At 66.8% G+C, this 22,417-nt stretch carries 22 protein-coding genes; 14 read left to right on the plus strand and 8 right to left on the minus strand.

Annotated elements, in window-relative coordinates:
- Positions 1-172: 172 nt before the first annotated feature.
- Positions 173-838: a TetR/AcrR family transcriptional regulator gene (locus tag OIN59_RS02925; protein ID WP_274106959.1), complete on the minus strand. Its 666-nt coding sequence runs from the start codon at positions 836-838 to the stop codon at positions 173-175.
- 112 nt (positions 839-950) lie between these two features.
- On the opposite strand from OIN59_RS02925, the gene OIN59_RS02930 reads away from it, so the two are divergent.
- The 6 genes from OIN59_RS02930 to OIN59_RS02955 all read left to right on the plus strand — a co-directional run bounded on the left by OIN59_RS02930 (position 951) and on the right by OIN59_RS02955 (position 6,161).
- Positions 951-1,379: a VOC family protein gene (locus tag OIN59_RS02930; RefSeq protein WP_274106960.1), complete on the plus strand. Its 429-nt coding sequence runs from the start codon at positions 951-953 to the stop codon at positions 1,377-1,379.
- Positions 1,376-2,077, plus strand: a complete 702-nt coding sequence (locus OIN59_RS02935; protein ID WP_274106961.1) for a glutathione S-transferase family protein — start codon at positions 1,376-1,378, stop codon at positions 2,075-2,077. Before OIN59_RS02930 ends, OIN59_RS02935 begins: the two co-directional genes overlap by 4 nt.
- A 67-nt stretch (positions 2,078-2,144) precedes the next feature.
- Complete coding sequence (locus tag OIN59_RS02940; protein WP_274106962.1) at positions 2,145-2,633, plus strand: DUF1579 domain-containing protein; 489 nt, start codon at positions 2,145-2,147, stop codon at positions 2,631-2,633.
- A gap of 149 nt (positions 2,634-2,782) precedes the next feature.
- Positions 2,783-4,228 carry an MFS transporter gene (locus OIN59_RS02945; RefSeq protein ID WP_274106963.1) on the plus strand — a complete coding sequence of 482 codons (1,446 nt, stop codon included), beginning with the start codon at positions 2,783-2,785 and terminating at the stop codon, positions 4,226-4,228.
- 226 nt (positions 4,229-4,454) lie between these two features.
- Positions 4,455-5,534: a pirin family protein gene (locus OIN59_RS02950; protein WP_274106964.1), complete on the plus strand. Its 1,080-nt coding sequence runs from the start codon at positions 4,455-4,457 to the stop codon at positions 5,532-5,534.
- A 150-nt stretch (positions 5,535-5,684) separates the two neighbouring features.
- The gene (locus OIN59_RS02955) at positions 5,685-6,161 is read left to right on the plus strand and encodes an FKBP-type peptidyl-prolyl cis-trans isomerase (RefSeq protein ID WP_274106965.1); all 477 of its coding nucleotides are present in this window, start codon (positions 5,685-5,687) and stop codon (positions 6,159-6,161) included.
- 52 nt (positions 6,162-6,213) lie between these two features.
- Here OIN59_RS02955 and OIN59_RS02960 read toward each other — a convergent pair whose 3' ends face one another.
- Together OIN59_RS02960 and OIN59_RS02965 are read right to left on the minus strand one after the other, a co-directional pair.
- The gene (locus OIN59_RS02960) at positions 6,214-7,347 is read right to left on the minus strand and encodes a thiolase family protein (protein WP_274106966.1); all 1,134 of its coding nucleotides are present in this window, start codon (positions 7,345-7,347) and stop codon (positions 6,214-6,216) included.
- A gap of 30 nt (positions 7,348-7,377) precedes the next feature.
- Positions 7,378-8,208, minus strand: a complete 831-nt coding sequence (locus OIN59_RS02965) for an SDR family NAD(P)-dependent oxidoreductase (RefSeq protein WP_274106967.1) — start codon at positions 8,206-8,208, stop codon at positions 7,378-7,380.
- Positions 8,209-8,325: 117 nt separating this feature from the next.
- Between OIN59_RS02965 and OIN59_RS02970 the strand changes: the two genes are divergently transcribed.
- Entirely contained in the window at positions 8,326-8,919 is a 594-nt protein-coding gene (locus OIN59_RS02970; protein WP_274106968.1) for a TetR/AcrR family transcriptional regulator, read from the plus strand.
- Positions 8,920-9,071: 152 nt separating this feature from the next.
- Here the strand turns inward: OIN59_RS02970 and OIN59_RS02975 are convergent, their stop codons facing one another.
- Entirely contained in the window at positions 9,072-9,398 is a 327-nt protein-coding gene (locus OIN59_RS02975; RefSeq protein WP_274106969.1) for a hypothetical protein, read from the minus strand.
- An 85-nt stretch (positions 9,399-9,483) separates the two neighbouring features.
- The gene (locus tag OIN59_RS02980; protein WP_274106970.1) at positions 9,484-10,422 is read right to left on the minus strand and encodes a LysR family transcriptional regulator; all 939 of its coding nucleotides are present in this window, start codon (positions 10,420-10,422) and stop codon (positions 9,484-9,486) included.
- Positions 10,423-10,539: 117 nt separating this feature from the next.
- Here OIN59_RS02980 and OIN59_RS02985 point away from each other — a divergent pair, with 117 nt between their 5' ends.
- Together OIN59_RS02985 and OIN59_RS02990 are read left to right on the plus strand one after the other, a co-directional pair.
- Positions 10,540-11,181 carry a glutathione S-transferase family protein gene (locus OIN59_RS02985; protein WP_274106971.1) on the plus strand — a complete coding sequence of 214 codons (642 nt, stop codon included), beginning with the start codon at positions 10,540-10,542 and terminating at the stop codon, positions 11,179-11,181.
- On the plus strand, positions 11,178-12,176 hold the full coding sequence (locus tag OIN59_RS02990) for a pyridoxamine 5'-phosphate oxidase family protein (RefSeq protein WP_274106972.1): 999 nt from the start codon (positions 11,178-11,180) through the stop codon (positions 12,174-12,176). The genes OIN59_RS02985 and OIN59_RS02990 overlap by 4 nt, the downstream gene beginning before the upstream one ends.
- A gap of 285 nt (positions 12,177-12,461) precedes the next feature.
- On the opposite strand, the gene OIN59_RS02995 is transcribed toward OIN59_RS02990, so the two are convergent.
- Positions 12,462-13,307 carry a class III extradiol dioxygenase family protein gene (locus OIN59_RS02995; protein WP_274106973.1) on the minus strand — a complete coding sequence of 282 codons (846 nt, stop codon included), beginning with the start codon at positions 13,305-13,307 and terminating at the stop codon, positions 12,462-12,464.
- Positions 13,308-13,318: 11 nt separating this feature from the next.
- Positions 13,319-13,666 carry a protocatechuate 4,5-dioxygenase subunit alpha gene (locus tag OIN59_RS03000; protein WP_274106974.1) on the minus strand — a complete coding sequence of 116 codons (348 nt, stop codon included), beginning with the start codon at positions 13,664-13,666 and terminating at the stop codon, positions 13,319-13,321.
- A 76-nt stretch (positions 13,667-13,742) separates the two neighbouring features.
- Between OIN59_RS03000 and OIN59_RS03005 the strand changes: the two genes are divergently transcribed.
- Positions 13,743-14,663 carry a LysR family transcriptional regulator gene (locus OIN59_RS03005; protein ID WP_274107167.1) on the plus strand — a complete coding sequence of 307 codons (921 nt, stop codon included), beginning with the start codon at positions 13,743-13,745 and terminating at the stop codon, positions 14,661-14,663.
- A 101-nt stretch (positions 14,664-14,764) separates the two neighbouring features.
- Positions 14,765-15,145 (plus strand): hypothetical protein, encoded by a 381-nt coding sequence (locus OIN59_RS03010; RefSeq protein ID WP_274106975.1) that lies wholly within the window; start codon positions 14,765-14,767, stop codon positions 15,143-15,145.
- A 33-nt stretch (positions 15,146-15,178) separates the two neighbouring features.
- On the opposite strand, the gene OIN59_RS03015 is transcribed toward OIN59_RS03010, so the two are convergent.
- Positions 15,179-16,060, minus strand: a complete 882-nt coding sequence (locus OIN59_RS03015) for a gamma-glutamyl-gamma-aminobutyrate hydrolase family protein (protein ID WP_274106976.1) — start codon at positions 16,058-16,060, stop codon at positions 15,179-15,181.
- A 315-nt stretch (positions 16,061-16,375) separates the two neighbouring features.
- Here OIN59_RS03015 and OIN59_RS03020 point away from each other — a divergent pair, with 315 nt between their 5' ends.
- From OIN59_RS03020 to OIN59_RS03030, 3 genes are all read left to right on the plus strand, one after another.
- Positions 16,376-19,933 (plus strand): tetratricopeptide repeat protein, encoded by a 3,558-nt coding sequence (locus OIN59_RS03020; protein WP_274106977.1) that lies wholly within the window; start codon positions 16,376-16,378, stop codon positions 19,931-19,933.
- A gap of 1 nt (position 19,934) precedes the next feature.
- Positions 19,935-21,923, plus strand: a complete 1,989-nt coding sequence (locus OIN59_RS03025; RefSeq protein WP_274106978.1) for a CHASE2 domain-containing protein — start codon at positions 19,935-19,937, stop codon at positions 21,921-21,923.
- A gap of 85 nt (positions 21,924-22,008) precedes the next feature.
- Entirely contained in the window at positions 22,009-22,362 is a 354-nt protein-coding gene (locus OIN59_RS03030; RefSeq protein ID WP_274106979.1) for an HPF/RaiA family ribosome-associated protein, read from the plus strand.
- Positions 22,363-22,417 lie beyond the last annotated feature (55 nt).

Below are 22,417 nucleotides of genomic sequence, written 5' to 3' on the forward strand. Positions count from 1 at the left end.
TGCAACAACGCAGACCGCCCGGCAAGGCACTTGCCCGAAGGGTTGGAGTGAAATCGGGCGACAAGGCCGCCTCGGCTGCTTGCATGGGCACGAGCCCATGCGGCGCACCCGAAGCATCCACTCATCCCGATTGCACTCCAATGCAATCTCCAAAAAGACTTTGAACAGGTTCTCAGAGCCCCCGTTCCACCATGTCCAGCAGCCGCTGGCTCAGCAGGTCCAGCATCTGCTGGGGCGTGCCACGCAGCGGCCCGTCGATGGCGAGCAGCGCCATGCCATGCACCGTGGACCAGGCCAGGTATTCGGCGCCGGGGCGGCGTGCGGGCGGCAGGGCGCCAGCGGCCACCAGGTCGTCCAGCGCGGCGCTCAAGTGCTGGAAGGGGTTGAGCCCCGTGGCCCCGCCCATGGCGGGGTCTGGGTTTTGCTGCACCGTGAAGCGGCCACCGAAGGCGGTGCGAAAGAGCCCCGTCTCTGCGTGCGCAAACCGCAGGTAGCCCGCGCCCACGGCGCGCACCTTGGCATGGGCCTGCTCGGTGGGCGTGCCGGTGGTGGGCACCTGGGTCAGCTCGGCCTCCATGGACCGCGCGGCGGCGGCCACGGCAGCAGCGCGCACGGCACCCAGCAAGTCGTCCCGGTTGGCGAAATGGCGGTACGCCGCATTGGGCGCCACGCCCGCGCGGCGTGTGGCCTCGCGCAGCACCACCGCATCCGGGCCGCCCTGGCGCGCCAGTTCGATGCCTGCGTCCAGCAGCGCACGGTGCAGGTCGCCGTGGCGGTAGGTGGTGCGTGCGGTGGGTGCGCTGGAGCTGGCGGCTTTGTTGCGGGTGGTTACTGTCATGGACAACTTGGATGTGGACACTGTCCATTATCTTTGCTATGGTTTGTGGACGGTGTTCACAATTGTGCGCCGAAACCCCTCCCGTTCCGTCACCGTTCCCCAGGAGACCCTCATGAAAGTCGAGCCCTACCTGATGTTTGAAGGCCGCTGCGATGAAGCGCTGGACTTCTACCGCCGCGCGCTTGGCGCCGAAGTCACCATGCTCATGCGCTACAAGGACAATCCCGAGCCCGCCGCAGGCGAGGGCTGCGCCGACGGCAGTGGCCCGGGCCCCAAGCCCGACATGGTCATGCACGCAGCCTTCACCGTGGGGGAGACGCAGCTCATGGCGTCTGACGGCATGGGCTCGGGCCACGCCAACTTTCAGGGCATCTCGATGGCGCTGAGCCCTGCGAACGCGGCCGATGCGAAACGCTATTTCGATGCGCTGGCCGATGGCGGCAAGGTGCAGATGCCGCTGGGTAAGACGTTCTTCTCGCAGGCCTTTGGCATGGTGGCCGACCGCTTCGGCGTGCCATGGATGGTGGTGGCCCCCGAATGAGCGCGACGGCTCCCACCACCACTGATGCGGGCGCTGCGATGCTCGCCCTCTACGGCCACCCTTTTTCGTCCTATACCCAGAAGGTGCTGACCGCGCTGTACGAGAACGGGACGCCGTTTGAGCTGCGCAATCTGGACCCCGCAGAGCCCGTCAGCCATGCTGCCGACTGGTTGCGACGCTGGCCGTTGGCCAAGTTTCCGGTGCTGGTGGATGGTGACCACACGGTGGTGGAAAGCAGCATCGTGATCGAGCGCCTGCAGCTTGCGCACCCGGGGCCTGTGCCACTGATCCCGCAGGACCCCATGGCGGCGCTGGAGGTGCGGTTCATGGACCGCTTCTTTGACCTGCACGTGATGGCCCCCATGCAGCACGCGGTGAACGCCGCGTTGACCGGCGACCCCGAGCGCCGTGCAGAAGGCGTGGCCTGGGCGGCCGACAAGCTGGAAAAAGCCTATGCCTGGCTGGAGGGCGCTTGGGCAGGGCGGACCTGGGCGGCAGGCGACCACTTTTCGCTGGCCGACTGCGCCGCTGCGCCCTCGTTGTTCTATGCCGACTGGACGCACCCCATCGCTGCCACCTACCCGCAGTTGCGGGCCTATCGCGCCCGGCTGCTCGCGCGCCCCTCGTTTGCACGCGCGGTGGAGGGGGGGCGCCCGTACCGCCACTACTTTCCGCTCGGGGCGCCCGACCGCGACTGAGCGCCCGAAGGGGCGGCGTGCCACAGCGCTGCCATCCATCCCCCACCCAGGACAAGGAGCCACTTCCATGATGAATCCTGAACCCCACGCCATGCACCGCTGGCTGCAGCAGCTGCTGGGCGACTGGACTTGCGAGTCCTCGGCCGACATGGGGCCCGGCGAGCCGCCCGCACAAAGCCAGGGCACCGAGCATGTGCGTGCGCTTGGCGCCCTCTGGGTGCTGTGTGAAGGGGCTGGCGCCATGCCCGGCGGCGGGGGCGAGGCCCGCATGCTGATGACGCTGGGCTACGACCCGGACAAGAACGTATTCGTTGGCACCTGGGTGGGTTCGATGATGACCCATATGTGGGTGTACCGTGGCACGCTCGATGCGAACCAGAAGGTACTGACGCTGGAGACCGAAGGCCCCAGCTTCAAGAACGACGGCGCCACCACACGCTACCGGGACGTGATCACCCTCGTCGGCGTCAACGAGCGCACGCTCACCTCATTCGGCCAGCAGCCGGACGGCAGCTGGAAGCAGTTCATGCAAGCCAAGTACACGAGAACCCCCTGAGCCGCTGCGCGGCTTCCCCCTGGAGGGGGACGCACGCGGTGGACTGGCGGAGCCCGCTCCACGAGCGCACGGGCATTGCACTCCGCCAGTCGCAAGCGCAACGCGCGTGACACACTGCGCTGTCAATCTCTTCTGATTTCCACTGTCCCATGACCCTCCGCATCGAAGGCCGCGCACGCTGGCCCGCACTCATCCTGCTGTGCCTGGGCGAGCTGATGATCGTGCTCGACACCACCATCGTGAATGTCGCTTTGCCCAGCATCAAAGCCGACCTGGGCTTTACCGAAACCTCGCTGGTGTGGGTGGTCAACGCCTACATGCTCACCTTTGGCGGCTGCCTGCTGCTGGGCGGGCGGCTGGGCGATCTGTATGGCCACCGGCGGTTGTTTCTGGCGGGCATCACGCTGTTCACCATCGCATCGCTGGCCTGCGGGCTGGCCAATACGCAGGGGCTGCTGGTGGCGGCGCGCGCGGTGCAGGGCGTGGGCGGCGCGGTGGTGTCGGCCGTGGCGTTGTCGCTCATCATGAATCTGTTCACCGAGCCCGGCGAGCGTGCGCGCGCCATGGGTGTCTATGGTTTTGTGTGCGCCGGTGGCGGCAGCATTGGGGTGCTGCTGGGCGGGGTGCTCACCAGCGTGTTGAGCTGGCACTGGATCTTTCTGGTCAACATCCCCGTGGGCGTAGCCATCTACCTGGCCTGCCTGGCGCTGCTGCCGGGCGGCAAGGGGCAGGCCCACGGGCAGCGGCTGGATGTGGCGGGCGCCGTCACCATCACCACGTCGCTGATGCTGGCGGTGTACGCCATCGTCAACGGCAACGCGGCGGGGTGGACCTCGTTGCAGTCGCTGGGGCTGCTGGGGGCTGCTGCAGCGCTGCTGGCGGCGTTTTTGTTCATCGAGTCGCATGTGGCTGCGCCACTGGTGCCCCTGTCGCTGCTGCGCCTGCGCAACCTGGCCATCTCCAATGTGGTGGGCGTGCTGTGGGCGGCGTCGATGTTTGCGTGGTTCTTTCTGTCGGCGCTGTACATGCAGCTGGTGCTGGGCTACGACGCCATGCAGGTGGGCCTGGCGTTTTTGCCGTCCAACCTCATCATGGCGGGCTGCTCGCTGGGGCTGTCGGCCTGGGTGGTGATGCGTTTTGGCATTTGCCGCACGCTGGGCTGGGGGTTGCTGCTGGCGGCGGTGGGCCTGGCCTTGTTTGCGCTGGCGCCCACCGAGGGGCGGTTTGTCATCCATGTGCTGCCCGGCATGCTGCTGCTGGGCGTGGGGGCTGGCATTGCGCTCAACCCGCTGCTGCTGGCCGCCATGGGCGACGTGAAGCCCGAAGACTCGGGGCTGGCCTCGGGGGTAGTCAACACGGCGTTCATGATGGGCGGCGCGCTGGGCCTGGCCATTCTGGCCAGCCTGGCCGATGCGCGCACCGACCACCTGCGCCAAGCCGGGTCCAGCGTGCAGCAGGCGCTCAATGCGGGCTACCAGCTGGCGTTCTGGGTGTCGGCTCTGTGTTCGCTGGTGGCCGCCGCGCTGGGCGGCTTCGTTTTGCGGCCGGCATCGCCGCCGTCCGCCGCCGCGCCTTCCCACGCGGGTGCTGCGTGAGGAGATGGTTTGCTATCTAGTTGATAGCTGCTCAGGCATATTGCACTAGAGCATGCGGCTATTTTGGCTTGAAATGATGGCAAGCCTGTGTGCGTACGCTGTGCTGCACTGTCCTGCACGTCGCACCGCACTGTTCCACCCAGCGCACTTCTGAAAGCGGCCTCTGGCCTTATCTTTGGAGGGCGTGCTGCCCGATAGCCGGTGGCGCAAACCCAAGGAGTCCTTGATGTCGTCCTCCCCCACCGTGTCTTCGTCTGCCGCCAGCCTGCCCGTCGTGCAGGCCCAGGCGCTGGGTCCGCTGTGGCCCACGATGGACCCGTTCCTGTTCTGCGCCCACCATGACGACGCCTACCCCGCAGGCAATGGCGCGTTTGCGCCCGCCGTGTCGCTGGAGGGCCGCCAGATCGGCAGCGACTTCAGCCGCAAGGACGGCTGGAGCATGTACCACGGCGACACCGTGCCCGGTTTTCCCGGCCACCCGCACCGAGGCTTTGAAACCGTGACCCTGGTGCGCAAGGGTCTCATCGACCATGCCGACTCGCTGGGCGCCGCCGCGCGTTTTGGAGGGGGCGATGTGCAGTGGGTCACGGCGGGCAAGGGCATCCAGCACTCCGAGATGTTCCCGCTGCTCAACGCCGCCGAGCCCAATCCGCTGGAGCTCTTCCAGATCTGGCTGAACCTGCCCGCGCGCAACAAGATGGTGGCGCCGCACTTCACCATGCTGTGGAACGAGCGCATTCCGCGTCTGGTGCACCACGACGACGCAGGCCGTGCCACCACGGTGACGGTGGTGGCAGGTGCCTTGCCCGGCGCGCCCGCGCCGCTGGCGCCACCGCCCGAGTCCTGGGCCTCCCAGTCCGAGGGCGATGTGGCTATCTGGACGCTGCACATGGACCCCGGTGCGCAGTGGACGTTGCCCGCCGCGCAGGGCCAGGGCACGCGCCGCATGCTGTACTTCTTTGTGGGCGATAGCCTGCGCGTGGGACCGCAGGACGTAGGCCAACACGCCGCGCTGGAGCTGGTGGCCGGCCAGGACTGGCTGCTGACCAACACCGGCGCCACGCCGCTGGAATGCCTGCTGCTGCAAGGCCAGCCCATCGCCGAGCCCGTGGCGCAGTACGGCCCGTTTGTGATGAACACGCAGGCCGAGATCATGCAGGCCATGAACGACTACCGCCGCACCCAGTTCGGCGGCTGGCCCTGGCCCGACCAGGACCCGGTGCATGGCACCGAGGCGCGGCGTTTTGCGCGCTACCCCGGCCAGGCGCAGGAAGAGCGCCCGGCCGAGGCCCCGGCAGGCGCGTAAGTTTGCCCACAAAGCCCCCAGCGAGGCGCCCGGCAGTCATCGGGCGCCTCGTGGACAATCCGGGGTTTTGTTCTGACCCGCGCGGCGGCTGGCGGCCACCCCTGCCAGCCCCGCGCCGATTTTTCACCGCCTGAAAGCGCAAGCACCACCATGGCCACCACCATCATCAAAGACTCCGCCGTCACCATCACCTACAAGGTCACCACCCCCCAGGGAAAACCGCTGGATGCGGGCAACCTGTCGTACCTGCATGGCGGCTACGAGAACATCTTCCCCAAAGTCGAGGCCGCGCTCGAAGGCCAGGCCGTGGGCTTCAGCACCACGCTGCAGCTGGCGGTAGAAGACGCTTTTGGCGCACGCGATGAAAGCCTGGTGCGCACCATCCCCAAAAGCGAGTTCCCGCCCGGCGTGAAGGTCGGCGGCCAGCTGCAGGGCGTGGGCAACGACGGCCAACCCGCCGTGTTCAACGTGGTCAAGATCAAGGGCCCAGAGGTGCACCTGGATGGCAACCACCCGCTGGCAGGCCAGGCGTTGACCTTCAGCTGCAAGGTCACCGAAGTGCGCGCCGCCAGCCCCGAAGAAATTGCGCACCGCCATGTGCATGGTGCGCACGGTCATCACCATTGATGCCCAGGCCCGAGGCCGCTGAGGCCCCGGGTGGCGGGTGTTCCCCCGCCGGTTACAGCGCCTCCAGCACCGTGGCGATGCCCTGGCCACCACCAATACATTGGGTGGCCAGCGCATAGCGGCCCTTCTCGCGCTGCAGCAGCGCCGCAGCCTTGCCCGTGATGCGTGCGCCCGTGGCGCCCAGCGGGTGGCCAATGGCCAGGCCGCCTCCGTCAAGGTTCAGTGCCTCCTCGCGCAGGCCCAGTTCGCGGATACAGGCCAGGGCCTGCGATCCAAACGCTTCGTTGATTTCCACCACATCCAGATCGCTGGCCGACAACCCAGCGCGGGCCAGGGCCTTGCGTGTGGCGGGCACGGGGCCCATGCCCATGTACGCCGGGTCCACGCCCGCAGTGGCCATGGCGCGGATGCGCGCCAGCGGGGCAAGGCCGTGTCGCGCGGCATATGCGTCGGTGGTCACCAGCACGGCCACTGCGCCGTCGGTCAGGGGCGACGAGGTGCCTGCGGTCACCAACCCGTCTTCGCGGAAGGCGGGCCGCAGTGCGGCCAGTGCCTCCAGGGTGGTACCGGGGCGGATGCAGCCGTCCTGAACCACCTGGTCGCCCGACGCCAGGGTGATGGGCACGATCTCGTCCCGCAGCAACCCGGCCTCGCGCGCGGCCGCAGCCTTGTGGTGTGAAGACACGGCCAGGGCTTCCTGGTCCGTGCGGGTCACCCCGTATCGGTGGGCGACGTTCTCGGCCGTCTCACCCATGCTGATGTAGGCATCACTGTGCTCGTACAGCGTGGGGTGGGCCGAGAAGTTGAAACCGCCCTGCGGCACCATGGTCATGGACTCGACGCCGATGCACAGATACGCCTCGCCCAGGCCTGCCTCAATCTGCGCGGCAGCAATGTGGATGGCTGACATGGACGATCCGCAAAAGCGGTTCACCGTCATGCCACCTACTTCGTGTGGCAGACCCGCGAGCAGTGACACGATGCGTGCAATGTTGTTGCCCTGTGCCGCTTCAGGGTAGGCGCAACCGGCAATCACGTCTTCGAGCGTGGCGGGATCGATGCCAGTGCGCTGCAGCAGGCCCGTGACCACCTGTGCGGCCAGGGTGTCGGGCCGTACCTCGGCGAGCGCTCCCTTGCGAGCGAAGTGAAACGGAGATCGGGCGTAGGCAGAAATCAGTGCTTGCATGGTCAAACCTCGGGTGTGCGGTGGAAAGGGTCAGGCGTTGGGGGTGGCCGCGTAGCGCGGGGCCGGTTGACGCAGCGACAGGAAAGGCCCGAGCGCGCGGCGCGCGTCATCCAGCGCATGCCACTCGTGCACGGCTTCGAGCGATGGGATGGTCACGGCTTCGCCACGGTCCAGGCCAACGAGCGCAGCGTCCACCATGGCGTCCACGTCCATCAGCATGTCCTGCGGCAGGTGGCTGATGGGTGTGCCCGCGCGGTCCCAGATCTCGGTGCGTGTCGCACCCGGCATCACGGCCTGCACCCTGACGCCCATCGGGCCCAGCTCCTGCTGCAGCGACCGGGTGAGATTCAGCACATAGGCCTTGGTGCCGCTGTACGTGCCGCTGAACATCTCTGGCAGCAATGCCAAGACCGAGGCGATGTTGATCAGCGTGCCTGCCTTGCGCGCCGCAAAACCCTTGGCTGCCGCCGCAGCGAGCCGGGTGGGCGCCAGCACGTTGAGTGCCACCATGCGCTCTACGGCATCGATATCTGCGTCCAGCAGCGTCCCCGTCACCGCAATGCCCGCATTGTTGAGCAGCAGTGTGATGCTGGCGTCGCTGTGCAGGCGCTGCTCCACGCGGGCCAGGTCGCTGCGGTCGATCAGGTCGGCCTGCAGCACCTCGGTGCGTACCCCGGTCTCTTGCGTCAGGCGGTAGGCGAGTGCAGCCAGGCGCGTCGCGTCGCGGGCCACCAGGATCAAGTCGTAGCCACGCCGTGCCAGCCGATCGGCATACATGGCACCGATGCCAGACGAAGCGCCGGTGATGAGGGCGGTGCCCAGCGAGGGGCGCGAAGAATGGGTGGCTGCTGAGGCGGTCATGGAGTGGTCCCGAAAAGGTTTTTAGATGATGATCGTCACGTTTAAATTATATGACGATCATCATTTAAAATGTCAAGACAGTGTTTCAGGGCGGGCAGCCCTGGGGAGAAATCGGCAATGAAAGTCAGCAAGGAGCAGATGGCGGAAAACCGTGAGCGCATCCTCGATGCGGCTGCGCAGTTGTTCCGCGAAAAGGGTTTTGACGGTATTGGCGTGGCCGACCTCATGAAGAGTGCGGGGCTCACGCATGGCGGGTTTTATGGGCACTTTGCGTCCAAGGACGAGCTCATGGCGCAGGCCAGTGGACGGGCCCTGGAGCGGTTGCAGAGCGCGTGGGCGGCCATTGCGCGCGAGGCCACGGAGCGGGGGCAGGATCCGTTGGCCGCCATCGAGACCGCCTATCTTTCGCCCCGCCACCGTGATGCACCCGGGCAAGGCTGCCTGCTGGCCGCGCTGGGCGGCGATGCCGCGCGCCAGGGTACGGCCGTGCGCCAGGCCGTGACCGAGGGAGTGCGTGCCCAGGTGGAAGGACTGGCTACCCTGGCACCCGTCCGCACCAAGGCCGCGAGGCGCCAGCGCGCGCTGGCCGACTATGCCAGCCTGGTGGGCGCCATGGTGCTGGCGCGCGCGGTGGACGATGAAGCACTGTCGAACGAAATCCTGCACGCAACCGCAGTCTCGCTGCGCTTGCCGGAGCCGGCCTCGCGCTGAGGGCTCACGGCGTTTGCAACCCAGCGCGCGCGCTGCACCTTGCTCTGTTTATCAGCGTATCTCTGGGGTTGCCGCGCGGTGGCGTTACGTGCCATGGAGTGGAAAGTAAAAAAGCCCGCACTGCGGGCTTTTTGTTGTGGTTGTCTGGTGAATTATTTGGCCGCTTCAGGCTTGGCAGCGTCGGCTTTTTTCTCTGCCGTTGCCTTGGTCTTCTTGGCCTTTGCCTTCTTCTCTGCCTTCTTTTCTGCAGGGGCCGACGCGGTGGCGGTTGGCGTTACTGCGGGCTTGGCCTCGGCTTTGGCCGCAGGTGTGGCGGGCGCGGCCGGTGTGGCAGGGGTGGCGGGCATGGCCGATGTGGCAGGGGTCGCAGGCGTCGCGGCCTTCGCGGGAGTTGCTGGCGTTGCGGGGGCCGCAGGGGCTTGGGCAAACGATGCGGTCACAAAGAAACCGGCGAGCAGGGCAGCGAGGAGCTTGTTCATGAGAAATCCTTTCAGATCGGATACCCGCCCGACACAGCGTCGGACTTAGCTATGCAACGGCGCACGGATGCAGTGCGATGACAGCTTACGAAGTCATTGGCAACAAGGCGTTACCGCGCCCCAGTCCTCGGCCGTTCAACACCGGCTCCCTGGCCAGGTGCTCGCGTGCCCATTCCACAAAGGCGCGCACCTTTGCCGGAGCCCGCCGCCCTGCTGGGTACACGATGTGCACGGGCACGGGTGGCAGCTCGTGCTCGGCCAGCACGATGCGCAGCCGCCCGGCGCGCAGGCTGGCAGCTGCCTGGTAGGCGAGGCAACGGGTCAGGCCAATGCCGGCCTCTGCGGCGGCAATGTCTACCTCATTGCTGTTGCTGATCCATGTGAACTGCGGCTGGCCTGTGGCGCCGTCACGAAACTTCCAGGGTGCTGGAGCGCGTGCGTCGAAGGCGAAGCCGATGGCCCGGTGGCTGCTCAGGTCGGCCGGGTGGCGTGGCTTGCCGTGTTGCGTCAGGTACGCGGGTGACGCCACCACCAGGCGGCGCAGCGCGCCCACCTGCACGGCGGTGAGGCCCGAGTCGGGCAGTTGCGCGATGCGGATGGCCACGTCCATGCCTTCGTCCAGCAAGTGCACCAGCCGGTTGACGAACAGCGTGCGCACCTGCACGCGCGGTTGCACCTGCAGAAAGCCCTGCACGATGGGCGCCACATGCTGGATGCCGAACATCTGCGGCGCGGTGATGGACAGCAGGCCCTGCGCCTCGGCCTGTGCCCCGCTGGCGGCCTGCTCGGCCTCGTGCAGGTCGTTCAGGATGGGGCGGCAGTCTTGCAAAAAGCGCTCGCCAGCCTCGGTCAGCCGCACCATGCGCGTGCTGCGCTGGAACAGCAACACACCCAACCTGGCCTCCAGCGCCGCAATGGCGCGCGTGACGGCCGTGGCCGAGCAGCCCAGCCGCCGCCCCGCCACGGCAAAGCCGCCAGCATCGGCCACGGTCACAAAACAGCGCAGGGTGTCGAGATAGTCCATGCGCCAATTATTGCGAATGGCGCAATTATGAAAAGCGGTTGTTGGCTATTCACGGCGCAATTCGCAATAGCTATCGTTGAGCCATCTTTCACCCCCAACCACAGACGAGGTTTCTCGATGCTCCCCTCCACCCCGCTGCAGCTGTACCGCATGCCCATTTCGGGCCATTGCCATCGCGTTGAACTGATGTTGTCCCTGCTCGGTCTGCCCTGTGTGCTGATCGATGTGAACCTGCTGCGCGGCGAACACCAGCGCGCGGAGTTCCTGGCACTCAACCCGCTGGGCCAGGTGCCCGTGCTGGTGGACGCTGGCCAGGTGCTGAGCGACAGCAATGGCATTCTGGTTTACCTGGTGCAGCGCTATGCCCCCGGCAGTGCCTGGCTGCCGCAGGACGCCGTGGGGCAGGCGCAGTTGCAGCGCTGGTTCAGCCTGGCGGCGGGCTTTCTGGCGCCTGGTATCGGGGGGCCGCGCTTTGCGACGTTGACCGGCCGCGCCGTGAACGAGGTGGCGCAGGCCACCGGCAAGCGACTGCTTGCCTTCATGGAGGACGAGCTGCAGGGGCGGGCCTGGCTGCTCGGGGGCTCGGCGCCGAGCCTGGCCGATGTGGCCATGGTCAGCTACACCTCGCAGGCCCACCTGGCGGGGCTGCCGTTGGATGCGTACCCGCGCATTGCCGCCTGGGTGGCCCGCATGCAGGCCTTGCCGGGCTACCCGCTGCTGGCCGACCATCTGCCCACAGACGAGCAGGTGGAGGCGTGACAGCCACGGTACCCACTGCATCGATAACTGCGCCGGTGCCGCCAGAGGCTTTCCACCCCGGTGAGCAGGCCCTGCAGGCGCGCGTGGGCGTGCGCGAGCGGATGGCGGCGGTGGGTGCCATGGTGCTGCGCGACCACATGCCCGACCAGCACCGAGAGCTGTTTGAAAAGCTGCCCACCTTGCTGCTGGGTGCGCTGGATGAACAAGGCCAGCCGTGGGCCACGATGCTCGCGGGACCGCCCGGTTTTGTGCACACCCCCGATGGGCAGCACATGCAGATCGCCACGGCGCCGAGCCCTGCGGACCCGGTGCTGACGCAACTGACTCCCGGTGCGGCCGTGGGCGTGTTGGGGCTGGAACCCCACACGCGGCGGCGCAACCGCATGAACGGGCGGGTGACAGTGTTTGGCGGCCACGGCCTGGGCGTTCAGGTGGTGCAGAGCTTTGGCAACTGTCCCAAGTACATCCAGGCGCGCGAACCGGGCTTGCGCGCCGCGTTGGTCGCTCCAGGCCCGGTGCAGTGGCTGGGTGCCGAACTGGATGCCGCCGCCTTGGCGCGCGTGCAGCGCGCCGACACGCTGTTTATCGCCAGTGCCTCGGCGCCGCAACCCGGCGCCGGGCACAGCGAAGGCGTGGATGTGTCGCACCGGGGCGGAGAGCCGGGCTTTGTGCATGTGGCGCACACGGCTGGGGGTGTGGTGCTGAGCCTGCCGGATTACCCCGGCAACCAGTTCTTCAACACCCTGGGCAACCTCACCTTGCACCCGCTGGCCGGCTTGCTGGTGGTGGACTATGACGAGGGCGGTTTGCTCCACATCGCGGCGCAGGCGGAGGTGTTGTGGGACGACGTAGCGCGTGCGCCCTGGCCCGGTGCGCAGCGGGTGCTGCGCCTCACGGTGTTGCGTGCCCTGTGGCGGCCGCAGGTGCTGCCCTGGCGCTGGACACCGCCGGTGTCGGCCCCTCAGTTCAAGGTGATGCGCGAGGCGCCTTTGTGAGACGGATTTCCAACTTGGGACACTAGGGGCCGCACCACCGATGGGCAGCGAGCGAGGCGGTGGTGCCGCCCGACGCACATGAGGCGTCGTACTTGGCGGCGTCGGTCAGGATGGCGGTTTGGCCTGCAAATTCACCGGGTGAATTTGCAGTTTTTTTTGGGCGCCAGACATCAGCCTGGGCCCAAAAGGCATCCATGAAATGCTTCCAATTTGATAGCTGCTAGCGCATGATTCATATGCGCTAGAGGCCAAAAATGCTAAAAATCCCGACGTCTCGGCTCGAATTTACACAGTTTCCAGCGCCATGACAGCGGTCGCCGTGTTCGAGATCGGGATGTGATAGTTGCTGTGCACCCGACGCACGCCCGCGCTGGCAGTGGCCAAGGCGCCCCGCATGGCCACCCACATCAGCAGCTCCACGCCCTGGGTGCCGGTCTTTTCCACCAGCTCGTGCACGCTGAACTGCGTGATCCACTCAGGGTTGGTGCTCAGGCTCTCGATGAACTGCAGGTCAAACGCTTTGTTGATGAAGCCCGCGCGCTCGCCGTCGAGCTGGTGGCTGAGGCCGCCCGAGGCAATCACCGCCACCTTCTTGTCGCTGTTCCAGCTCTGGATCGCCTGGCCCACGGCCTTGCCCAGCGCATAACAGCGCTTGGCCGATGGCAGCGGAAACTGCACGGTGTTGATGCACACCGGCACCACCGTCACGGGGCAATCGCCCTCGGGCCAGAAGAGCTTGAGCGGCAGCGTGCAGGCGTGGTCCACCAGCATCTCCTGGCAGGTGGTCACGTCAAATTCCTGATCGATCAGCGTGTTGATGAGGTGCCACGACAAGTCCACCTCGCCTGGGAACGGTGGCAGCGTGGGGATGCCCCAGCCTTCATCGGCGTTGTTGTATTGGGCGGCAGCACCCACCGCAAAGGTGGGCATCTTGTCGAGGAAGAAGTTCAGGCCGTGGTCGTTGTAGAACATCACCACCACGTCGGGCTTTTTCTCGCCCAGCCATTGGCGGATGGGCGGAAAGCCGTCGAAGAAGGGCTTCCAGTAAGGCTCGTTCTGCAGGCCCTTGTGGATGGCGTTGCCAATGGCCGGAATGTGCGAAGTGCCGAGGCCGCCGATGAGTTGTGCCATGTGATGTCTCCTTATTTGCCCGCTGCGACCAGCATGGCCTTGAATTCGTCCTTGCTCATGCCCGTCTGCTGCGCGCCGATGTCCTGCATGTCCAGCTTGAAGATGCCCGCGAACTTGGCCAGGTAGTAGGCGTTGCCACCCGCAGCGATGAGCTGCAGCACGTTCTTGGCGCGGATGGCGGCGGCCTGCTGCTCGTTCAGGCCGTACTTGCGCATGTACGCCTCTTCGTCGGCCACAAAGGCCTTGCGGTTGGCCTCGTCGTTGAACGAAAAGCACATCTTGTTCAGGGCATAGCCCTTGCGGGCCTGGTCGCCATCGAACGGCGTGGTGCCGGGGATCGGGGGGTGTTTGGAAGGCATGGAAGTCTCCGGGTCTTGATCTGAGTCAGTCCGCAGTGTCGTGATGCCATTGCCAAAGATGAAGGGGGCAAAGATCATCGAATGCATGAGCAAATTCGATGGATCGGGCCTGGACGGCCACCTGCTGAAGCTGCTGCTGGCCGTGCTGGAGACGGGCAGCATCACGGCGGCGGCCGAGCGCCTGGGCGTCACCCAGTCGGCGGTGAGCCACCTGCTCGACAAGCTGCGCGCCATCACGGGCGACCCGCTGTTTGTGAAGCGCGGGCGCGGCATCGTGCCCACTGCGCGGGCCGAGGCGCTGGCCCAGCCCGCGCGCGACATGCTGCACCAGATGCAGTTGTTTGCCCAAGGGGCGGAGTTTGATCCAGCAGCGTGGCAGACCGAGCTGACCATTGCCGCCAACGACTTCCAGCGCGATTTGCTGCTGCCCGCCCTGGCTGCACGCCTGCGCAGCGCCGCACCGGGTGTCACGCTGCGCATCGTGCCCAGCGGCGCGCCCAGCGCCGAGCTGCTGCGCTCGGACGCCTGCCAGCTCGTCATCAGCCCCCGCCCGCCGGACGGCACCGACATCGTGCAAAAGCGTTTGTTTGAAGACCAGTACCGCGTGTTCTACGACGCCAGCGTGCGCAGCGCCCCCGCCACCGAGGCCGACTACCTGGCTGCCGACCATGCCACCGTGGCGTATGAGGCGCACCGGGGGCTGGACCTGGACCGCCAGCTGCTGGCCCGTGGCGTGCGCCGCCGCTTTGCCGTGCGTGTGCCGGGCTTTGCTGCGCTACCGGCGTTTGTGCGTGGCACGGCGCTGCTTACCACCGCCCCATCGCTACTGGCCCGCACGGCCCTGGCAAGCCTTGCCAGCGCGCCCGTACCGGTGGTGTGCCCGGCCATGCCGATGTACTTGATCTGGCATGCGCGGTATCAGCAGGACGCGGCGCATAGGTGGTTGAGGGGGGAGGTCGAAGGGGTGGTGGGGCCGGTGTTGTTGGAGGCCGCCTAGTGAGACTGGCAGGTGCTGCTTGAACCCGGTACCCAGGCGATTGCAAGTGGCTTGAGTACGATAGCGTCGGCTCCTCCAGAGCCCGTCACATCAAATTGGTCATGTACCTACTCAAATTTCTTTTCACTGCATTGGCGTGCCTGTCATTCACCTTGGCCGCTTATTGCTTTGCCCATATTCCCCTTATTAAAAAATCCACGGAGGGTGCCGTTGAGTTTCTGGAGCAACGTCAAATAGATACAACGCGTTTGGGTGAGCTGGACAAAGAGATGGTGAATGAAGCCTTGCGAACCATTCGGTACAACAGCCGCGTTTTGAGCAACGCTCACGCGAAAATTTGGTGGGCCAGCGTGTGTGGTTTCCTGATGATTGGCTTCATAAGCCTTGCCATGGTGTGGACTGCGGTCAAGAAAGGCCGAGTCGCTGACGCATTGGCGATGGCAGTTCCAGTGCCGCACACACATTCCGATATCCGCGAATGAGCCAACCGGCTGGCGGCGCTGCAGCCACCGCTCTCACTTTTCCTGGGGCCGGTCTCTTAGCAACGCCCCCCGCAACAGTCGCGTCGCCCGGTCCCGCAACCCCACCGGCGTGCCAGGCCGCACCGGGTGCTTGCGTGCTTCCACACAGGCCGCCAAAAAGTCATGGAGGATGGCCGTGTCGTCCAGCGTATTCGAGCCCTGCTTGTGGAACTCCGGGTGCCATTGCGTGGCCGCGATGTAGCCGCGCCCCGGTGCGGGTTTCAGGCGAATCGCCTCGGGCACGCCATCGGGTTCACTCAGTGCCTCGACCTCGAACTCGGGGGCCAGCCGTTTGATGCCCTGGTGGTGAATGCTGTTGACTCGCGCACGTGGCATGCTGGGGTACAGCTTGGCCAGGTGCGAGTCGGGCACGATCTGGATGTCGTGGAAATGCTGGTCGTAGGTGGTGGCGTTGCGGTGCTGCTGGGCACCGGGGTGCTGGGTCTCGATGTCCTGGTACAGCGCACCGCCAAAGGCCACGTTGATGAGTTGCAGGCCCCGGCACACACCAAAGATGGGCTTGCCCACCTGGGCAAAGGCCTTGACCACGGCCAGGTCGTACAGATCACGCACGCGGTCGCCCACCCACTCCTCGCGCAGGGGCTCCTCGCCGTAGTTGCCCGGCCACACGTCGGCGCCGCCGTGCATCACGATGCCGTCCAGCCACTCGGCGTAGTGGTCCAGCGTCACGTCGCCGCGCGCCGTCTCGCCCGTGGGGCACGGCACCATCACCACCATGGCACCGGCCGACATCAGCCAGTGGGCGATGGACTGCTCGACGTACTGCAGCGTCTTGCCGGTGAACAGGGGGCGCGCAGCGTCGGCATGTTGAAAGCAGGCGGACAGGCCGATCTTGAGGCGGGGGGTAGCGGGCATGTGGGAAAGCTCCAGGCAGCGCTTGGTGCGCGTGATCAGTGCAGTCGTGGAATGGAGGACTGACGCAGTTGTAGCACCGCGCCCCCATGGCGTCTGTAGGAAAGGGCCGTGCAGAGCGGCGCAGCACCGCCATGGTTGGCGGGCGCGCGCCATCTGTCACAACGTGCTACGAAATGTGGCTTTCTTCATGAAATGTGTCTGTATGCCCCTGGGGATCGGGCGAATTTTGTGGAGGTGCTCGCCATAATTTCGGCTCACCCGGCGCCAGGGAGGGGCGCCCGGTGGCGCGATGCCCCCTTCCCGGAAAGCAAAAAAATGTCCCATCCAAGATTCCGTTTGTCCGTGCTGGCCGCACTGGTTGCAGCGGCCTGCCCGCTGATGGCCCAGGCCACCGTGCCGGCCGGTGCTGCTGCCGAGATCATCAGCCTGCAAGGCACAGGCGACCAGCGCGCTGCTGCGGCAGCCGACTGGGGGCCTGCCCGCCTGGCCCAGGCCCTGGCCCAGGGCGACTTTGTGCGCACGCGCCAGGCCGCCAAGATGGCGCTGCTGTTTGCGGATGACACCCAGTTGCGCCTGCACCAGAACACGGTGCTGCAGGTCAAGGGCGTGGCCACTCCGGCGCAGCCGGTGACCACCTTGCTGCTCAATGCCGGCCGTGCGTGGACCCAGACCAAGCGCGCCGATGGCAGCCGCCTGAACCTGGAGACACCGGCCGCCACGGCGGCCATCCGGGGCACCGACTGGGACATCAGTGTGGAGGACGATGGCCGCACGCTGATCACCGTGTTGTCGGGCACGGTGGAGTTTTCCAACGCGCAGGGCTCGGTGTCGGTGGGCGCCAACGAAGCGGCGCTGGCCGAAGTGGGCAAGGCCCCGGTCAAGCTGGTGTTGAGCCAGCCGCGCGACCGCATTCAGTGGGTCAATGCATTGCGGGCCGACCCGGTGCATCACCTGTCTGCCGAGCCCGTGCCTGCGGCGCTGGCGCCCGTGCGGGATGCCCTGGCGGCGCGCGACCTGGCGGCGGCCCGCGCTGCGCTGGCGCAAGCGCGTACCACCGCAGCGCCTGCATGGGTGGAGGTGTTCGATGCGGCCGTGGCGCTGCAGGCGGGCGACCTGCTGGCCGCGCGCGGGTCGCTGGCGCGGCAGGTGGCTGGCGCTGACGCCGCGCCGCTGCCCGCGTGGCTCATGCAGTCCGACGTACAGCTCATGGAGGGCGAAGGGGCTGCGGCGGCCACCACGCTGCGCACTGCGCTGCAGCGCTGGCCTGCCCACCCGGCACTGGTGGCACAACTGGCGCGGGTGCAGATATTGAGCGACCGTGTGGACGAAGCCGTCGCCACCCTGGCCCCGGCGCAAGGCACGGCCCATGCCGACCTGGCGCTGGTGCGCGCCGAGCTGGCCCGGCGCCGGGGCGATGCGCCCGGCACGCTGGCCGCCTATGCCGAGGCCCAGACGCTGGCACCTGGCGATGCGCGCGCTTGGCAAGGCCTGGGCAGTGCACACGCCGAACGCGAAGACCCGCGCCCCGCCCGCGAGAACCTGCGACGCGCCCTGCAACTATCGCCGCAGTCGCCTGGCGCCTGGGGCGAGCTGGGCACGTTGGAGACCTTTGTGAACGAGTTCACCGAGGCGGGCCAGGCCTTTGCCACCGCGCTGGGCGACAACCCGGCGGACTATGTCGCACTCACCGGTCAGGGGCTGCTGCACCTCAAGCAGGGGCAGCCGGACGCCGCGCTGGATGCGTTCTTGCGGGCGGGCGTGATGGAGCCGCGTTATGCCCGCGCCAAGACCTGGACCGCCGTGGCCTACTACCAGCTGGGCCGCCACCAGGATGCGCTGACCACTTTGCAACAAGCCATCGTGCTGGACGACAAGGACCCGGTGCCCCACATGCTGCTCGCGCAGATCCACACCGATCTGTTCCAGCCCGGCGAAGCGGTGGAGGCCGCGCGCGCCGCCGTGGCGCGCATGCCTTACCTCAAGTCGCTCAACCAGGTGGCCAATGACCAGAAGGGCAGCGCCAACCTGGGCGCATCGCTGGCGTTCTTTGGCATGGAGGACTGGGCGCTGGAGATGGCGCAGCAGAGCTTCTATCCCTACTGGGGCGGCAGCCACCTGTTCATGGCCGACCGCTATGCGGGCGAGTTCAACAAGAACTCGGCGCTGTTCCAGGGCTTTCTGACCGACCCCATGGCCTTTGGCGCCAGCCAGCGGTATTCGTCACTGCTGCAGCAGCCGGGGGCGCACGGCGCGGTGGGCGTGACGCTGGACCGGGATCTTTACCGCATGCGCGCACCGGCGGTCACGCTCAACGGCATGGACAACACCCACGTGCCCGTGTCGTGGTTCTTCAAGGCGCAGTCGGCCCATGCGGCCGAATTTCCGTTCGACCTGCAAGTCAACAACTCGCCCGCCGTGCGCGGTGGCTATGGTGATGTACGTGCGCACGCTGTGACGGTGGGCGCCGGCATGCAGCCGACCGAACGCATCAACCTGTTTGCCTATGCGAACCACTTCGACATGCGCCTGGGCAGCCAGAACCTGTTCGAGACGGCCATGGACAACCAAAGCACCCAGGGCGCGCTGGGCATGTCCTACCGCTGGGGCCCCACCGAGCAGACCTGGATCAAGATCGGTCGCAGCGTGGAGCGCATCCTGCTGCAGCGCTATCCCACGTTGTACCTGGAGCCCCCGTTCATCAGCCTCATGGGAGTGAGCAGTCTGCCGAAGAAGCAGTTCAACGACCTGCAGCTGCGCCACACGGTAGACACCGCACCGGGAAGCCGCTGGAGCGTGGCGCTGGAGCATGTGCGTGAGCGCCAGAACAACCTGATCGCCGGGCAGGCGGCCGTGGCGGCGGAGATCCCCGGTGTGGGCACCTACCGGGACGATCTCTATGTGGCGGGCTACAACCATGTGGACCGGCGTTATACCGGCCTGACCCTGGCCACCACCCAGCGCCTGGACCCGGCACTGAGCCTGGACGCCACCCTGGGCCTGCAACAGATCCGCCACCGTGTGGACGGCCTGACCCAGAGCTATCTCGTGAACCTGGACCATCTCAGCGAAGTACAGGCACGCCGTGCTGACATGGAGCGGGTAGTCACGCCACGCGTGGGCCTGGTGTGGCAGCCCGCGTCGGGCACGACGGTGCGCATGGCTTACCAGGACTGGTTGCGGCCCTTGAGTGTCTCCACGCTCACCAGCGTGGAGACTGCAGGCATCCCCGTCGAGGACCGGCTTGTCGAAGCGGGCGGGCGCCACAAGCGCACCGTGGCCCAGGTGGGCATGGAAATCGGCGCCAACACCTTCGTGAGCCTGCGCGCCGACCACCTGCGGGTGCGCAACCCGGGCACCGTAGGTGTGGACCTGCGCACGCCCAGCCTGCCGTTCCTGGAGGAAATGCGCAACACCCAGATGGTGAACCTCTCCAACACCGACCTGCTGGAAGACACACCAACTTTTGACACGGGCACGCTCAAGACCCTGGGCGCAGGCGTCAACCACATGTTCAGCCGACGCTGGTCGGGCTATGCCAAATACCTCTACCAGGGCAGTGAAAGTCGCAGCTTCGATGCCGATGTCGCCCTGGGCCGTATCCCCTACATCCCGCGCCACACGGCCGTGCTGGGCGCCACCTGGGCCAGCCCGCACCGTCTGTACCTGAGCGGCCGGGCCGTGTACCGGTCCGAGCGTTTTGAAGACAAGGAAAACCTCACGCGCCTGGCGTCGGGCTGGGGTGTGGACCTGATGGGGTTCTGGGAATCGCAGGACAAGCGCTGGGTGGTCGGCGCAGCCGCGCTGAACCTGTGGGCGCCAAAGTCGGACCGCCGCAAGACCCGCTATGTCCTGGACGCCCGCTACCGGTTCTGACATGGCATCGTCCGCCGCTTGGCGTCGGCAGCAGTTCTATGCGCTGGCAGCCGGTGCGTTGGCGCTGCTGCTGGTTGGGGCCGCCACCTTCAGCCGTACCTGGCATGCCCTGGAGTACAAGACCTTCGATGTACTCACGGCTTGGACTGCGCCGCAGCGCTCTGCACTGCCCGTGGTGATTCTGGCGATTGACGAACCCACGTTCCAGGAGCTGCAACAGACCTGGCCGTTTCCGCGCAGCGTGCATGCGGCCCTGCTGGAGCGGCTGCGCGCAGACGGCGCCCTGGCCGTGGGGCTGGACATTGTTTTTGCCGACCCCACCACCGAGGCCGAAGACGCCGCGCTGGACCGCGCCATTGCCCATGCGGGGCAGGGCTTGCCCGTGGTGCTGGCCTCCACCCGCGAGAAGATCGACAGCGCCAACGCCGCGCTGTGGATGGACATCCAGCCGCTGCAGCGGTTTCTGGACGCTGGTGCCGATGCGGGTGATGCCGGGGTGGAGCCGGACGACGACTTCGTGGTGCGCCGCGCGCCCGTTGCGCGCGAGGGCTTTGCGCTGCGGCTGGCCCAGCGTGCGGCCGAGGCGCGGGGGCTGGCACCGGCGCTGCACCACTTCGACTGGATCGGCTACCGGGGCCCGCGCGGCACGTTGGACACCCGGTCTTACTACCAGGCGCTGGAGCCGGGCCTGCTGCCTGCGGGTTTCTTCAAAGGCAAGATCGTTCTGGTGGGGCGCTCGGCGCGCACCGCCACCGAGCTTTCGCACTCGCAGGCCGACCTGTTCAACTCGCCGTTTGGCACAGCAGGCGGTGAGCGGCTTTTTCCGGGGGTGGAGCTTCAAGCCACGCTGCTGGACAACTATCTCACCGGCGGCGGGCTGCGCAGCGTGTCGGACGCATGGACCCTGGCGATCACCGCGCTGCTGCTGCCGGTGCTGCTGTGGGCCAGCCGACGGCTGCACCCGGCGGGCGCGGCGGCGCTGACAGCGGGGCTGGTGGTGGCCATGGGGGCCGTGTCGTGGGGGTTGTTTGCCAGCCTTCGCCTGTGGTGGCCGCCGCTGTTGCCTGCGGTGGCTGCGGTGGCCATCTATGGGGCGGCCGCGTTGGTGGGCTATGCGGTGGCGCGGCAGCGTGCGCGGCAGACGCGGGCGATGTTTGCGCAGTACGTGCCACCCGCTGTGGTTGCGCGCCTCATTGCACAGCCCGAGCTGATGCGCCTGGGTGGCGAGGCACGCGAGGTCACGCTCATGTTCACCGACCTGGCCAACTTCACCACCTTGTCTGAACAGCTGAGTGCCGAGCAGACCGTGGACGTGCTCACCGGCTACTTCAACGCCATGACGCCCATCGTGCACGCCACGGGCGGCACGGTGGACAAGTTCATCGGCGACGCGGTGATGGCCTTTTGGGGCGCGCCGCTTTCCGACCCGCAACACGCCGAACACGCTGTGGCCGCTGCCATCGCCATGCAGCAGGCCATGCAGGCGCTGGTGGCCGACCTGCGTGCGCGCGGGCTGCCGCCCATCCACATGCGCATTGGTCTGCACACGGGGCGCGTGGTGGTGGGCAACGTGGGCTCGGACCAGCGCTTTTCGTACACCGCCATTGGCGACGCGGTGAACCTGGCTGCGCGGCTGGAGGGTGCCAACAAGGCGTTTGGCACCGGCATCCTGCTGTCGGCTGCCACCGCAGCGCAACTGCCGCCCACGGTGGCGTTGCGCGCGCTGGACGATGTGATCGTCAAAGGCAAGACCGAGCCCGTGCGCGTGTTCACACCCTGCGACGATGCGGTGGTGTGTGATGCCAGCCTGGCAGCGCTGACCGCCTTCCATGCGCGCGACTGGGCTGGGGCCGAGGCGCAGTTGACTACGGTGCTGCAGCTGCTGCCCAGGGACTTGGCTGCCACGCGCCTTCTGGCGCGTGTGATCGAAGCGCGGGCTCTTCCCACCGATGCGCCCTGGCAGCCCGCCGTGGCGCTAGACAAGCTGTGAACATCCTTTGACATGTATTTACCGGGGGTATGGACGCCGGTGCCATGATGGGGGCTTCGCAACTTCATCAGGAAGGACCCTCCCCATGCAAGTACAAGTCAACACAGACGACCACATCCACGGCGGCGAGTCACTGGCCCGCTGGATCACGGACGAGTGCAAGGGCCGGCTGTCCCGCTTTCAGGACCATGTGACGCGGCTGGAGGTGTTTCTCTCCGACCTGGATGCAGGCAAGTCCGGCGCCAATGACAAACGCTGCCGCATCGAGGCACGCGTCACGGGCCGCCAACCCATCACCGTGACTGATGAGGCCGACAAGATGGCCAACGCCTTCATCGGCGCGGCCGACAAGCTGGCCCGCGCCCTCGACGCCGACCTGGGCCGCGCCAAGGACCGCAACGGCCGCGACACCATCCGAGCGGCGGAGGCAGAAGAGTAGTTGGGGTGAAATTGGCTGCTGGCGCCCTATTTATATGCGTTAGTAGCTATTAATT

This window comes from Acidovorax benzenivorans (genome assembly GCF_028680575.1).
In the GTDB taxonomy this organism is placed as follows: Bacteria; Pseudomonadota; Gammaproteobacteria; order Burkholderiales; family Burkholderiaceae_C; genus Acidovorax; species Acidovorax benzenivorans.

What these genes read in the sequence shown, in the direction of transcription:
- OIN59_RS02925 (WP_274106959.1), bottom strand. Translation starts at nt 838, where the DNA reads ATGACAGTAACCACCCGCAACAAAGCCGCCAGCTCCAGCGCACCCACC.
- OIN59_RS02930 (WP_274106960.1), top strand. Translation starts at nt 951, where the DNA reads ATGAAAGTCGAGCCCTACCTGATGTTTGAAGGCCGCTGCGATGAAGCG.
- OIN59_RS02935 (WP_274106961.1), top strand. Translation starts at nt 1,376, where the DNA reads ATGAGCGCGACGGCTCCCACCACCACTGATGCGGGCGCTGCGATGCTC.
- OIN59_RS02940 (WP_274106962.1), top strand. Translation starts at nt 2,145, where the DNA reads ATGATGAATCCTGAACCCCACGCCATGCACCGCTGGCTGCAGCAGCTG.
- OIN59_RS02945 (WP_274106963.1), top strand. Translation starts at nt 2,783, where the DNA reads ATGACCCTCCGCATCGAAGGCCGCGCACGCTGGCCCGCACTCATCCTG.
- OIN59_RS02950 (WP_274106964.1), top strand. Translation starts at nt 4,455, where the DNA reads ATGTCGTCCTCCCCCACCGTGTCTTCGTCTGCCGCCAGCCTGCCCGTC.
- OIN59_RS02955 (WP_274106965.1), top strand. Translation starts at nt 5,685, where the DNA reads ATGGCCACCACCATCATCAAAGACTCCGCCGTCACCATCACCTACAAG.
- OIN59_RS02960 (WP_274106966.1), bottom strand. Translation starts at nt 7,347, where the DNA reads ATGCAAGCACTGATTTCTGCCTACGCCCGATCTCCGTTTCACTTCGCT.
- OIN59_RS02965 (WP_274106967.1), bottom strand. Translation starts at nt 8,208, where the DNA reads ATGACCGCCTCAGCAGCCACCCATTCTTCGCGCCCCTCGCTGGGCACC.
- OIN59_RS02970 (WP_274106968.1), top strand. Translation starts at nt 8,326, where the DNA reads ATGAAAGTCAGCAAGGAGCAGATGGCGGAAAACCGTGAGCGCATCCTC.
- OIN59_RS02975 (WP_274106969.1), bottom strand. Translation starts at nt 9,398, where the DNA reads ATGAACAAGCTCCTCGCTGCCCTGCTCGCCGGTTTCTTTGTGACCGCA.
- OIN59_RS02980 (WP_274106970.1), bottom strand. Translation starts at nt 10,422, where the DNA reads ATGGACTATCTCGACACCCTGCGCTGTTTTGTGACCGTGGCCGATGCT.
- OIN59_RS02985 (WP_274106971.1), top strand. Translation starts at nt 10,540, where the DNA reads ATGCTCCCCTCCACCCCGCTGCAGCTGTACCGCATGCCCATTTCGGGC.
- OIN59_RS02995 (WP_274106973.1), bottom strand. Translation starts at nt 13,307, where the DNA reads ATGGCACAACTCATCGGCGGCCTCGGCACTTCGCACATTCCGGCCATT.
- OIN59_RS03000 (WP_274106974.1), bottom strand. Translation starts at nt 13,666, where the DNA reads ATGCCTTCCAAACACCCCCCGATCCCCGGCACCACGCCGTTCGATGGC.
- OIN59_RS03010 (WP_274106975.1), top strand. Translation starts at nt 14,765, where the DNA reads ATGTACCTACTCAAATTTCTTTTCACTGCATTGGCGTGCCTGTCATTC.
- OIN59_RS03015 (WP_274106976.1), bottom strand. Translation starts at nt 16,060, where the DNA reads ATGCCCGCTACCCCCCGCCTCAAGATCGGCCTGTCCGCCTGCTTTCAA.
- OIN59_RS03020 (WP_274106977.1), top strand. Translation starts at nt 16,376, where the DNA reads ATGTCCCATCCAAGATTCCGTTTGTCCGTGCTGGCCGCACTGGTTGCA.
- OIN59_RS03025 (WP_274106978.1), top strand. Translation starts at nt 19,935, where the DNA reads ATGGCATCGTCCGCCGCTTGGCGTCGGCAGCAGTTCTATGCGCTGGCA.
- OIN59_RS03030 (WP_274106979.1), top strand. Translation starts at nt 22,009, where the DNA reads ATGCAAGTACAAGTCAACACAGACGACCACATCCACGGCGGCGAGTCA.